The organism is Pedobacter sp. BMA (genome assembly GCF_001027745.1).
In the GTDB taxonomy this organism is placed as follows: domain Bacteria; phylum Bacteroidota; class Bacteroidia; order Sphingobacteriales; family Sphingobacteriaceae; genus Pedobacter.
In genome coordinates this window covers 15,213-28,657 of the sequence record NZ_LECU01000002.1, presented here as the reverse complement: position 1 = coordinate 28,657, position 13,445 = coordinate 15,213, and the positions used below count along the sequence as shown (strand labels likewise).

Genomic DNA, 13,445 nt, shown 5'->3' with positions numbered 1-13,445 from the left:
CCTTTCATCTTACAGAACTAATGAAACCTTTTTAGCACTTTTGGTAAAAATGAAAACCGGCATTTCTACGCTTGATTATGCCAAAAATAAAGATCAATACAGAATGAAATTAAATTTAAAACGTCCTCTAGCCTTTTTTGATTTAGAAGCTACGGGTATAAATGTTGGTGCTGATAGGATTGTGGAAATAGCAATATTGAAAGCCTTTCCGGATGGATCCGAAGAAGTAAAAACCTGGAGGGTAAATCCTGAAATGCCCATTCCGTTGCAAACTTCACTCATTCATGGTATTTATGATGAGGATATTGCAAATGAGCCTGCATTTAAAACGCTGGCTGCAGAAATTGCTGCGTTTATTGGCGAAAGTGATTTGGCAGGTTACAATTCAAATAAATTCGATATTCCGATGCTGTTGGAAGAATTCTTAAGGGCCGACATCGATTTTGATATGAGCGAAAGGAAGTTTGTAGATGTGCAAAATATCTTTCATCAAATGGAACAACGCACATTAAAGGCTGCTTATAAGTTTTATTGCCAGGAAGATCTTGTCAATGCACATGCCGCTGAAGCCGATGTAATTGCAACCTACAAAGTGTTGTTAGGCCAGCTGGAAATGTATAAAGAAAAAGAGTTTGAGAACAAGCAAGGCGAAAAAAGTATTCCCGTAGTAAATGATGTAGATGCGCTCCATGCATTTACCAATTTGCACCGTCCGGTGGATTTTGCAGGACGTATGGTGTATAACGATAATGGTGAAGTTTGTTTCAACTTCGGTAAGCATAAAGGCAAAACAACCGAACAGGTATTTTCTGTTGAGCCGAGCTATTACGCCTGGATGAAACAGGGAGATTTTCCTTTATATACCAAAAAGAAACTGGATGAAGAGTGGGCAAAGTTCAATGCAAAGAAGAACGAAAATAAACCGGCGCGCCCTCAAAATCAAAGTGCCACTCCGAAAGCACCTTATCAGCAAAAACCGAAACCTGTTGCCGAGAAACCTGCGCAGCCAGTTAACAATGATATGCTGGAACAATTGAAAATGAAGTTTGGAAAATAGCAAAACGGTTTAATGCCGCTTACTTCATACCTTATTATCCAAAAATGAAATCGATCAACATCCTTTGTGTTTTAATGCTCTCTGCAGCTTGTGTAAAAGCACAAACTATACTGCCAATAGAACCAGTATTTGAAAAAACCTACCAGGCCGGAACAAGAAGCACCAGCGGCAAGCCAGGCAAAAAGTACTGGCAAAATAAATCCAAATACAATTTAAAAGTAGATTTCAACCCGGTTAGCAGACTGTTGTCTGGTAGAGTTGAAGTAGTTTATACCAACAACAGTCCGGATACACTTAATGAAATCTGGTTTAAACTTTATCCTAACCTTTATAAAAAGGGAACGCCCAGGAAATCTAAAATTTCAGAGTCAGACCAGGGTAATGGGGTAACCATATCCCAGCTGTCGGCCAACGGAAAAAACATTGCTGACTTTAAAGTCGACGGAACAAACATGACTGTTGCCGTTCCGGCGGTTTTACCAGGCAAAACCATTTCATTCTCCATCAGCTATAGCTACATGCTGAATAAAGGTTCACATCTGCGAACAGGCCAGGTAGATGAAGGATCGCATTTCGTGGCTTATTTCTTTCCGCGAATTGCTGTATACGACGATGTTGATGGCTGGAACAAGTTTCCTTATACAGGTGCCGAGGAGTTTTATAATGATTTCGATCAGTTTGATGCTGAGGTTAAAGTTCCCGGTGGTTATGCCGTTTGGGCTACCGGCGACCTGAAAAACACTGCTGAAGTATTTCAAAAGCAAATTGTTGCCCGTATCGCTTCTGCCGAAAAAAATGATCCTGTAGTGGATATTATTACGCCTGATGATTTATTGGCCAAAGGGGTAACCCAGCCAAATACCTTTAATACTTTTAAGTTTGAAGCCAGCAATGTAACCGATTTCGTGTTTGCCGTCAGCGATCATTATTTATGGAAATCGAGCAGCCTAATGGTTGATCCGAAAACCAAAAGAAGGACGCGTGTGGATGCCGTTTTCAACCCTAAACACAAAGACTATTATGAGGTAATTGATTTTGCCCGTAAAACAGTCGATGCCATGAGTTACAAATTTCCAAAGTGGCCTTACCCTTATAATCATGAAACCGTTTTCGATGGTTTGGATCAGATGGAGTATCCAATGATGGTTAACGATAATCCGGTTGACAATAGGGAAGATGCAATTACCCTCACAGACCATGAGATTTTTCATACCATGTTCCCTTTTTACATGGGGATTAACGAAACCAAATACGGATGGATGGATGAAGGGTGGGCAACAATAGGCGAGTGGTTAATTTCTCCAATGATCGATTCTACATTGGTTGATGAATATGGCATCCAACCCACTGCGTCTTCATCCGGAGGTAAAGATGATTCACCAATTATGACTTTAACTCCTGATTTGAAAGGCTCAGGTTCATTTACCAATTCGTACCCGAAGCCAGGGCTGGCCTATTTATACATCAAAGATTACCTGGGCGAAGAATTGTTTACGAAAGCCCTTCATAACTATATCAAGAACTGGAACGGAAAACACCCAATGCCTTACGATTTTTTTTACAGCATGAATGAGGGGAGTGGTAAAAATCTGAACTGGTTCTGGAAACCATGGTTTTTCGACGGTGGAATTTTAGATATGGCTGTAACAGCTGTGGATAAGGCAACTGATGGCTACAACATAACCATTGAAAATAAAGGAATGAAAGCGCTACCGGTCGATTTAACTTTAACCTATGCAGATGGAGCTGTAGAAAAGAACCACAACACAATTGGTGTTTGGGAAAAGGGGAATAAGACTACTGTAGTGAAGTTAAAAACCAGCAAAAAATTATCGAAGGTGGTAATGGGTGATGTTCATACCCCTGATAAAAACAAAAGCGATAATTCCCTGTCAGTAAACTAGTTTCTTACAAGGAAAAGGCCGGAGCATTACAGGTTAAAAAAATCTGTAACACTCCGGCTTCATCATTTAAGGGTATTAATCGCAGTGTGGCACGGTAAACGTCCAGGTTTCTGATTCACCGGTAGGTACGATGTAACCGTTCCCTTTCGCATTTTCAAACCATAACCTGCCACGTAGTTTTTCGCGGGTACCAATTTCATTTAAGGTAGCACTATCGTACAAGCGGCCGTTAATCATCACAGATTTGATTTTCTCTGAGTTGCGGATATCATCTAAAGGATTGGCATCCATAATCACCAGGTCAGCGAGCTTGCCAACTTCTAAAGATCCTATTTCTTTGTCCATACCCAGGTAATGTGCGCCATTTAGTGTGGCATTTCTGATGGCTTGAAGGGGAGAAAATCCGCCCTGCACGAACATCCACAATTCCCAGTGTGCCCCAAGGCCCTGAATCTGACCATGAGCCCCAAGATTGACCTTCGTGCCGCCATCAGCGATTTGTTTCGTTGCCTTAGCAATGTCGATATGATTATAATCACTATATTCTGAAGTCGTTCTCCTTCTTGCCCTCGAATCAATAATCGAACGTGGTGTGAAGGTCATCAGCTTTTCGTTTTCCCATACATTAGTTCTATCATACCAGTAGTTTTCGCCCCATTGACCACCATAAGCCACTATTAAGGTAGGCGTGTAGCCAACAGAAGTGCTGTTCCAAAGGCTGGTTACATCTTTGTAAACCGGTAACACCGGGATGCTGTGCTCGATGCCGGTATGTCCGTCGACAATCATATTCATGTTATGAAAAAACGTAGATCCACCTTCCGGAACCACTTCCATTTTAAGTTGCCTGGCCGCTTCCAGGATTTGCTGGCGCTGTTCCCGCCGTGGTTGATTGTATGATTTCACGGAAAAAGCACCCACAGCCTGCAGGCGCTTAAGGTTGGCCAGTGCATCATCTAAACTGTTAATCACAACCTTGAAATCGCCATCTGCACCATATAAAATTGAACCAGTTGAATATACGCGGGGACCAATCATGCGACCCGCCTTTAACATTTCACTCTGACTAAATACCATCTCCGTATTGCTCGAAGGGTCGTGAGATGTTGTAACACCAAATGCCAGGTTAGCCATGTAACTCCAGTCGCTTTGTGGTGTAATACCATCCGGACTGGTGCGCAGATGCGCATGTACATCTACAATGCCCGGCATGATCGTTTTACCGTTTACATCAATCACTTTTGCATTGGCAGGAATAGTCACAGATTCTGTTTTCCCAATGGCAGTAATTTTGTTTCCATCCGTTAAAATAGTACCGTTTTCAATTACCTCATCGCCTTTCATCGAAATAATTCGGGCACCTTTTAATGCGACAATTCCAGTAGGCACGTCGCTTTTTAAACTGAGGTTAATATCGAGAGAACTGGCTGCCGTTTTTGGCGTACTGCCATCGAAATTAAAAGCACTGTTTACATCAATCGTAAAATACTTAGGGCCTAAAGTCCAGTGCAGGTTTTTACTGTCGGCACTCCACTGTATGTAGGTACCACCATTGGTAGTCACTTTTGTAACTGGTATTGATTTGTTACTTGCCGAAGCATCCTGCGCTGTACCAATGTTAATCATCGGTGTGATATAAACGTTGAAAAGCTCGTTAAAAGCGAGCCATTTGTTATCTGGACTCACCACAAACTGGTTCGCATACTGAGAAGTGAAATGCGTTATTTCGTTCGCGCCGTTTAAGTCAATACTTTTCAATGCTTTTTTTCCGTCAGCATAACTCTGAAAGTAAATGCGTGTATCAGTATTATTAAACGAGGGCTTTATTCCGTTATCTGAAACGAGGGTTTTAGCTCCACCATTCGCCGACATGGTAAAAATACCTGTTCCCCGACCATAGTTGTAACCCAGTACATCATTTCCACTGCCTTTTCTAAAAACAATTTTATCTCCTTTTGTAGAATACTGCGGTGAATAATAAAAACCTTTTTCATCACTCAGCGTAATGGTTTTACCTGATTTAATATCCGAACGTTTAATGGCTCCGCGAAGTTCATCACTCCACGTGGTATAAATGATATATTTTCCATCCGGACTAAATGCGGGTTCGAATTCAAAATCAATTCCATTTGTTAACCGTTCTGGCGTTCCATTCGGCAATTCCTGCTTATACAAATAACCCGCTGCATTAAACACAATCACTTTACCATCAGGGGAAGTTGTCAGTTGCCTCAGCATTTTTGAGGTAAAGTCTGCATTAAAAACCTGTTGTTCGAAATGCAAAGCTTGCTGAACAGTTTGAATGGTATTGGCCTGAAAGGGAATGGTAGAATTAATTAGTGTGGAGATTTCTGTTTTTCTGATTTTACCTTTTGCATAAAATACAACACTCTTGCTATCAGGTGTCCATGCAAAATTTGGATACACGCCGAATATCGCCCAGGTTTCCTGCTGATCGTGTGAAAGATCCTCATTTACCGGCCACTCTTCGCCTGTTTTTAAGTTCTGCACATAAAGTGTAGATTTTAAACGGACCCGTTTAACAAAAGCGATCAGGTTACCATCAGGCGAAACCTGCGGACGGCATGCTCCGCCCTGTTCATTAATCAGGGTGGTGAGCTTTCCCGTTGTTAAATCCAGCTGGCGAATTGCATAAATTGTTCCGTTAGGATCCTTGCTATACTCAAAATTCGGACCCGGACTCACATCTTCGCTGAAGTAAACATACTTTCCATCGGGAGACACATTAGGCTCTCCGGCATCCTGCTGATCATTTTTGCGTTTCGTTAACTGAATACCTTCGCCACCATTAATACTGTACATCCACATTTCACCCGCGCCTAACGAACGGCCTGCTGTAAAATGTTTACGGGCGATAATGTACTCACTATTCGGCATCCATGTTGCATTGTTTAACAACCTGAAGGTTTCTTTGGTAATCTGTTTTTTGTCACCTCCGTCACGGTTCATGATCCAGATATTGTCGCCCCCGCTTTTGTCGCTGGTGTAGGAGATATATTTCCCATTCGGGCTAAAACGCGGTTGCACATCCCAGGCTATCCCTCCGCTAATCAAACTGGCAACCCCGCCGGTAACCGGCATTTTATAAATATCGCCCAGCAGATCAAATACAATTTCCTGACCGTCCGGGCTTACATCGAGATTCATCCACGTACCCTCATCAGTGTTTAAGGTGAAGTTTTTGGTTGTTCCCTGGAATTTTTCAACGTCCCATTTTTTTTCCTGTGCGTTTGAGGTAATAAAGAAAAGTGAGAGCGCAGATAGCAGGTAGAGTGATTTCATTTAAAATATGGATTATATAGGAGCGCAATTTAGCAATATCACAAGCTTTTTTATAGTTTTGAATCTTCCGATTTATGACAGCAATAGAGATTTTACAAAAGTATTGGGGACATCAGGCTTTCCGTCCGTTACAGGAAGACATCATCAGCGCTGTGCTGGAAGGAAAAGACAGCCTGGCCCTTTTACCTACAGGTGGGGGAAAATCAATTTGCTTTCAGGTACCTGCTTTACTTAAAGAAGGAATATGTATCGTGGTTTCTCCACTAATCGCGTTAATGAAAGACCAGGTGGAGAACCTTCAATCGAAAGGAATTGAAGCCATTGCGATATACGCTGGTATGGGTAAACGGGAAATCGATATCCTGCTGGATAACTGCATCTACGGAAAAATTAAATTCCTTTACCTTTCGCCCGAGCGGCTACTGTCTGACCTGGTTCGCGTGCGCATTTCCTATATGAATGTAAATTTGATTGCGATAGATGAAGCACATTGTATCTCACAGTGGGGATACGATTTTCGCCCACCATATCTTCAGATTGCAAAACTAAGAGAGATTGTTCCCGATGTTCCTGTACTGGCTCTAACTGCAACTGCAACCGCTGATGTAAGAGCGGACATTGTGGATAAACTTGAAATGAAAGAGCCCCAGGTATTTGTAAAGAGTTTTGCAAGAGACAACCTGAGTTATGTGGTTTTTGATCAGGAAGATAAGTATAAGAAGCTGATCGAGATTTGCAAAAATGTAAAGGGCACAGGACTCGTGTACGTGCGTAACCGGAGGGAAACTGCAGAAGTATCAAATTTCATCAACCGAAACCAGATCAAGGCTGATTTTTATCATGCCGGTTTGGAAAAGAATATTCGCTTTCAGAAACAGGAAGACTGGAAGATGAATAAAATCCGCATCATGGTCGCAACAAATGCTTTCGGTATGGGTATTGATAAGGCCGACGTGCGTTTCGTGGTACACCTCGACCTCCCTGAAAGTCTGGAAGCGTATTATCAGGAAGCCGGAAGGGCAGGACGCGACGAAAAACGAAGTTATGCCGTACTGCTGGCCAATCAAGCGGATGTGCTCAGCCTTGAATCCAGGTATATCAACAGCTTTCCAGCGCCCGATGAAATCAGGAAAACCTATCATTACCTGGGTAATTATTTTCAGCTGGCTTTTGGGGCAGGTGAGGGGCTAACCTTTACCTTCGACATCGCTGACTTTTGCAAAAGATTTAACATTAGCGTTTTAAAAACAATTTCTGCACTGAAATTTCTGGAGCACGATGGTTATGTTACTTTATCCGAAAGTGTCTTTCTGCCATCCAGATTAATGTTTATAGTTGGCCACGAAGATGTATATCGTTTCCAGATAGAAAATAAAGCCTACGACAACCTGATCAAAACCATTCTCCGGTCGTACGGTGGAGCCTTTGATGGATTTGTAAAGATAAATGAAGCTGATCTGGCGAAGCGGATTGGCCTGTCATACAAAGATATTATTGCGGTGCTGAATAAATTACAGGAAATTGAAATGATTACTTACCTCCAGCAAACAGACCAGCCGCAATTGCAATACATCAGGCCGAGGGTAGATATGGATCATTTTGACGTAGATGTAAAATACCTGGAGCTCAGAAAAAAAATCCTGCTCAAACAGATCGATGCCGTTTCCAAATACACGACAACCTACATTTGCAGGAGTATTCAATTGCTGAGCTATTTCGATGAACCCAGTGCTCCTAAATGCGGTGTTTGCGATGTTTGCCTGGCAGAAAAGCGCTCAGGGCAGCAAGTGCAGCTCAATGATGAACTGGAGTTCGAGATCGTATCGCTATTGCAACAACAACCATTGAACCTTGATGACCTGGTCACCAGTATTAAAAACGGCACTGAAAATGACCGCATAGAAGCTATCCGTGAATTATTAGACGCAGGTAAGATCAAAACTGACGGGAAGAAATATTATCTTTAGCCAATAAACTGTTTCAACTCTCGATGATAGAAAAAAACAATAAGAAAACCATCCGATCATGGGCTTTCTTCGACTGGGCCAATTCAGCCTATAATCTGGTCATTACCTCCACTATTTTTCCGGTATACTATGTTGCCATCACCACCACCAAAGCACATGGGGATGAGGTAACTTTTTTTGGGAAAACCTTTATCAATACGGTATTATCTAATTATGCCCTTGCTTTTGCCTACCTGATCATGGTAATTTTGCTTCCAATACTTTCTTCTTATGCCGACGCGAAAGGCAGAAAGAAATTCTTCATGAAGCTTTTCACCTACCTGGGCTCTTTCGCTTGTATGGGCTTGTTTTTCTTTAAACTCGAAACCCTGGAAACAGGAATCATCTGCTTTGTGTTGGCAGCAATGGGCTATGTTGGTGGTGTAATGTTTAATAATGCTTATCTGCCAATCATCGCAACAGCTGAAAATCAGGATAAGGTGAGCGCCCAGGGCTTCTCCTATGGTTATATCGGAAGTGTAATTCTACAACTGATCTGTTTTGTTTTTGTATTGAAACCCGATCTGTTTGGAATAACTGATCCGTCATTGCCGGCTCAGATCTCTTTCCTGCTGGTGGGAATCTGGTGGTTTGTATTTGCCCAGATTCCATTTAAAGCATTACCAAAAGATGTACCTCAAACTTCGCATGTAGATCAGGGGATTATCAAAAGCAGTTTTAGTGAATTTGTAAAAGTATGGAATCAGCTGAAACAGATGAAGTTCCTAAAAACCTATCTTTTTGCGTTCTTTTTCTATTCGATGGGCGTACAAACCATTATGCTTGCGGCAGCGGGTTTTGGTGCGAAGGTATTAAAACTGGAATCGGGCAGTTTGATTGCTGTTATCTTAATTATCCAGCTGGTGGCCATTTTAGGTGCCTGGATCATGTCGCTACTGGCAAAAAAAATAGGCAATACAAATGTGTTGATCATCGTTGTACTGGTTTGGATAGCCTGTTGCATTTACGGATATTCCATTGTTAATGAAACTCAATTTTATGCTTTAGCTGCAATAGTTGGTTTAATTATGGGAGGAATACAATCGTTATCGCGTTCTACATATTCGAAACACATCCCTGAACACAGCAACGATACGGCATCATTCTTCAGCTTCTATGATGCCACAGAAAAGCTGGCCATTGTGATCGGATTATTTAGTTTCGCTATGATTGAGGGAATCACACACAACATGCGTCAGTCAATCATCGCATTGGCATCATTTTTTATCGTTGGATTGGTGTTTTTGCTATTCTTGAAAAAAATCGAGGCTAAAGAATCACTAAAATTGTAAGTTTGCAACTCGAATTGTAATTATTATAGATGAAAGTAGAATTGTTTGTTCCCTGTTTTGTAGACCAGTTATATCCCGAAACCGCATTTAATACTATAAGATTATTAGAGAAATCGGGATGTAACGTAGAATACAATTCAAAACAAACCTGCTGTGGACAGCCCGCCTACAACGCTGGTTATTGGGATGAAGCCAAACAGGTAGGAACAAAATTTCTGAACGACTTTTCTGAAAATACTTACGTTGTTGCGCCTTCAGCCTCCTGCGTAGGGATGATTAAGAGCGGATATAATGACCTGTTTACCAATACCATTGTACACAACAGATGCCGCAGTTTGCAGTCCAATATCTGGGAACTTTCTGATTTCCTGATCAACGTAGCCAAAAAAGATTATTTTGGGGCAGAGCTGGAAGGCAAGGCCGTTTACCACGATTCGTGCAGCGCGCTCCGGGAATGCAAAATCAAAGATGAGCCCCGTCAGCTGTTGTCGAAAGTACATGGACTTGAAATGCTAGAGCTGAAAGACAGTGATATGTGCTGTGGATTTGGAGGTACATTTGCCGTAAAATTCAACGCCATTTCATCAGCAATGGCCGAGCAAAAAGTGAATCACGCACTTGATCAGCAGGCTGATTACATTATTTCTACTGATCTTTCTTGTCTGCTGCACCTGCAGGGCTATATTGATAAAAACAATCTGCCGATAAAGACCATGCACATAGCCGATGTTTTATGTAATGGCTGGTTGGAAAGTACGGAATACTAAGGCTGCATCATCGTTACGGTAAATAATAAATTACAGTTTAAACCTTCATCCGGGTTTTATATCTAACAACAACAAAACATAAAACAATGAAAAAAATATTCATCGCTTTACTGGGCGTTTTATCGATAGCGTCGGTGGCCAACGCTCAAAAGAAAACATCAGGAGCTATACAATTTGAAAACACAATAGATCCGGCAGCAATGGCATCGGCAAGCGGAATGCAGATCCCTGATCAGATGAAAGCCAGAATGCCCTCATCAAGCAAAACAAATTTCGAGTTATTATTTACCGCAACCAACGCAAGCTACATGCCTGTGGAAGAAACGGAAGACAGTAATGGTGGTGGCGGTAACGGAGGTGGAATGGGTCGTATGATGATGCGCTTTGGTGGTGCAGGCGGAAACCGTGAATACTATTATACATTTGCTGATAAAAGCCTGGTTGAAGTTTTCGATCTGAATGATACCACCTATTATATGCCCAACAAGCTAAAACTCTCCCTGGCTAACCCAATGGCAGGAATGAGAATGGGTGGTAACGGAAATCCGAACGACTCAGCAAAAGCGAAACCTGCAGCAGAGCCGACAATTGAAGTAGTCAAAACTGATTCTACGAAACAAATACTTGGTTTTACCTGTCACCAGGCTATCGTTAAATCTACAAGAGCCATTAAAATTCTGGATATGGACAAAAACGTAGTTGAAGAGACTAAGATCTGGTATACTAAAGATTTAGGCTTTGACTTTTCACCAAACCCAAATATCTGGACTGAAGGTGCTGTTTTAGCCATTGAAGCCAGAGGAAACAAATCTGTTGCCACCAGTATTGAGTACCGTAATGTTAGCGGTAAAGATGTAACCGCTCCTAAAAAAGCGAAATTAATTACAGCTGACGAATACAAAATCAAGATGGAAAATATGATGAAACGCTTTAGAAATAACCGTCCTGGTGGTAATTTCGGTGGAGGCAGAGCAGTAGTCATTGGTGGCGGTCCTTTTTAATAATCACAACAAAATAAATATACAGGCCTGTTTGGATAAAACCAGACAGGCTTTTTTGTTTCGTTTCCATTTTAATTCGCTATCTTCGCCTCAATCAGAAATCACCTTGTATGTGATTTAGAATTAACATTATTTTTTAAACCGTTCCGGATTTTAATGAAAACGAGGAACAAATCATAGTTGTAGATGATTAACATTACTTTACCTGACGGCTCGGTTCGTCAGTACGAAAAGGGCACTTCTGCCCATCAAATTGCATTATCCATTTCTGAGGGTTTAGCCCGTAATGTTTTAGCTGCCGAAGTAAACGGAGAGGTATGGGATTCAACACGCCCTATCGAAGCTGATGCTGCTGTAAAACTATTGACATGGAACGATGCCGCAGGAAAATCAACTTTCTGGCATTCATCAGCCCACTTAATGGCCGAGGCTTTGGAAGCGCTTTATCCGGGTACTAAATTCGGTATCGGTCCGGCAATTGAAACCGGTTTCTATTACGATGTAGATTTTGGGGAAAAGGAATTTTCTTCTGATGATTTCAAAGCCATCGAAACCAAGATGATTGAACTGGCTAAACAGAAAGAAACATTTACCCGCGAAAGTGTAAGCAAAGCTGATGCAGTTAAATATTTCACTGAAAAAGGCGATGAGTACAAACTGGATCTGATCGATGGTTTGGAAGATGGAAAGATTACTTTCTATACTCAGGGCTCGTTCACAGATTTATGCCGTGGACCACACATTCCAAATACTGGTTTTGTGAAAGCCGTGAAACTGATGAACGTAGCTGGCGCTTACTGGCGTGGTGATGAAACCAAAAAACAGTTAACCCGTATTTATGGTGTAACTTTTCCGAAAGCGAGTGAACTCACTGAATATCTTGCCATGATTGAGGAAGCCAAGAAGCGTGATCACCGTAAATTGGGAAAAGAGCTTGAATTATTTGCCTTTTCAGAAAAAGTGGGTATGGGCTTGCCATTGTGGCTGCCTAAAGGTACTGCCTTACGTGAGCGTTTGGTTAACTTTTTAACCAGGGCCCAGGCAAAAGCAGGTTATGAGCAAGTAGTAACACCCCATATCGGCCATAAAAACCTGTATGTAACTTCCGGTCACTGGGAAAAATATGGCAAGGATTCGTTTCAGCCAATTAAAACACCACAAGAAGGAGAGGAGTTCTTCTTAAAACCGATGAACTGCCCGCATCACTGTGAAATTTATAAAACCAAACCGCGCTCTTATAAAGATTTACCGGTTCGATTTGCTGAATTTGGTACCGTTTACCGTTATGAGCAAAGTGGGGAGTTACATGGCTTAACCCGTGTACGTGGCTTTACCCAGGATGATGCCCACTTATTTTGTATGCCTGAACAGGTAAAGGAAGAATTCAAAAAAGTAATTGATCTTGTATTATATGTATTTAAATCTTTAGGTTTCGATAATTATACAGCACAAGTATCATTGAGAGATCCGGAGAACAAATCAAAATACATTGGTTCTGACGAGAACTGGAGGTTATCGGAAACAGCCATTATTGAGGCTGCTGCTGAAAAAGGCTTAAATACAGTTGTGGAATATGGTGAAGCGGCCTTCTATGGCCCTAAGCTCGACTTCATGGTTAAAGACGCACTGGGTAGAAAATGGCAGCTGGGAACCATTCAGGTAGATTACAATTTACCAGAACGCTTCGAGCTGGAATATACTGGCAGCGATAACCAGAAGCACAGACCGGTAATGATTCACCGTGCACCTTTTGGTTCACTGGAGAGATTTATTGCGGTGTTGATTGAGCATTGTGCCGGAAACTTCCCTTTATGGTTAAGCCCTGAGCAATTTATCATCCTTCCTATTTCAGAAAAATATGAAGATTATGCAAAAAAAGTTTTAGATGAACTAAATAATTCCGATATTCGCGGGCTGATTGACTTTAGGGATGAGAAAATCGGACGTAAAATCCGGGATGCCGAAGTTAAAAAGATCCCTTACATGCTCATTATCGGTGATAAGGAGATGGCTGAAGGTAAAGTTTCAGTACGTAAACACGGCGAGGGTGATTTAGGTGAAATGACGTTGGAAGACTTCAACAATTTATTAAGAACAGAAATAACAGTTTAAATT

General features: G+C 41.7%; 8 protein-coding genes. 7 read left to right on the top strand and 1 reads right to left on the bottom strand.

Annotated features, from left to right (window positions below):
• Positions 1–103 precede the first annotated feature (103 nt).
• Together AB669_RS02545 and AB669_RS02540 are read left to right on the top strand one after the other, a co-directional pair.
• Positions 104–1,057 carry a 3'-5' exonuclease gene (locus AB669_RS02545; protein WP_047798040.1) on the top strand — a complete coding sequence of 318 codons (954 nt, stop codon included), beginning with the start codon at positions 104–106 and terminating at the stop codon, positions 1,055–1,057.
• 44 nt (positions 1,058–1,101) lie between these two features.
• Positions 1,102–2,961: a M1 family metallopeptidase gene (locus AB669_RS02540; RefSeq protein ID WP_047797748.1), complete on the top strand. Its 1,860-nt coding sequence runs from the start codon at positions 1,102–1,104 to the stop codon at positions 2,959–2,961.
• Between the two features lie 75 nt (positions 2,962–3,036).
• On the opposite strand, the gene AB669_RS02535 is transcribed toward AB669_RS02540, so the two are convergent.
• A complete protein-coding gene (locus AB669_RS02535) occupies positions 3,037–6,264 on the bottom strand; it encodes an amidohydrolase family protein (RefSeq protein ID WP_047797747.1) in 3,228 nt (1,075 codons plus the stop codon).
• Between the two features lie 74 nt (positions 6,265–6,338).
• Between AB669_RS02535 and AB669_RS02530 the strand changes: the two genes are divergently transcribed.
• From AB669_RS02530 to thrS, 5 genes are all read left to right on the top strand, one after another.
• Positions 6,339–8,231: an ATP-dependent DNA helicase RecQ gene (locus AB669_RS02530; RefSeq protein WP_047797746.1), complete on the top strand. Its 1,893-nt coding sequence runs from the start codon at positions 6,339–6,341 to the stop codon at positions 8,229–8,231.
• Positions 8,232–8,254: 23 nt separating this feature from the next.
• Positions 8,255–9,562 (top strand): MFS transporter, encoded by a 1,308-nt coding sequence (locus AB669_RS02525; RefSeq protein ID WP_047797745.1) that lies wholly within the window; start codon positions 8,255–8,257, stop codon positions 9,560–9,562.
• A gap of 29 nt (positions 9,563–9,591) precedes the next feature.
• Positions 9,592–10,329, top strand: a complete 738-nt coding sequence (locus AB669_RS02520; RefSeq protein WP_047797744.1) for a (Fe-S)-binding protein — start codon at positions 9,592–9,594, stop codon at positions 10,327–10,329.
• Between the two features lie 86 nt (positions 10,330–10,415).
• Positions 10,416–11,330: a hypothetical protein gene (locus tag AB669_RS02515; protein WP_047797743.1), complete on the top strand. Its 915-nt coding sequence runs from the start codon at positions 10,416–10,418 to the stop codon at positions 11,328–11,330.
• A 186-nt stretch (positions 11,331–11,516) separates the two neighbouring features.
• A complete protein-coding gene (thrS, locus tag AB669_RS02510) occupies positions 11,517–13,442 on the top strand; it encodes a threonine--tRNA ligase (RefSeq protein WP_047797742.1) in 1,926 nt (641 codons plus the stop codon).
• Positions 13,443–13,445 lie beyond the last annotated feature (3 nt).

Excerpts from the sequence above, each read along its gene's own strand:
- AB669_RS02545 (WP_047798040.1), top strand. The coding sequence starts at position 104 with ATGAAATTAAATTTAAAACGTCCTCTAGCCTTTTTTGATTTAGAAGCT.
- AB669_RS02540 (WP_047797748.1), top strand. The coding sequence starts at position 1,102 with ATGAAATCGATCAACATCCTTTGTGTTTTAATGCTCTCTGCAGCTTGT.
- AB669_RS02535 (WP_047797747.1), bottom strand. The coding sequence starts at position 6,264 with ATGAAATCACTCTACCTGCTATCTGCGCTCTCACTTTTCTTTATTACC.
- AB669_RS02530 (WP_047797746.1), top strand. The coding sequence starts at position 6,339 with ATGACAGCAATAGAGATTTTACAAAAGTATTGGGGACATCAGGCTTTC.
- AB669_RS02525 (WP_047797745.1), top strand. The coding sequence starts at position 8,255 with ATGATAGAAAAAAACAATAAGAAAACCATCCGATCATGGGCTTTCTTC.
- AB669_RS02520 (WP_047797744.1), top strand. The coding sequence starts at position 9,592 with ATGAAAGTAGAATTGTTTGTTCCCTGTTTTGTAGACCAGTTATATCCC.
- AB669_RS02515 (WP_047797743.1), top strand. The coding sequence starts at position 10,416 with ATGAAAAAAATATTCATCGCTTTACTGGGCGTTTTATCGATAGCGTCG.
- thrS (WP_047797742.1), top strand. The coding sequence starts at position 11,517 with ATGATTAACATTACTTTACCTGACGGCTCGGTTCGTCAGTACGAAAAG.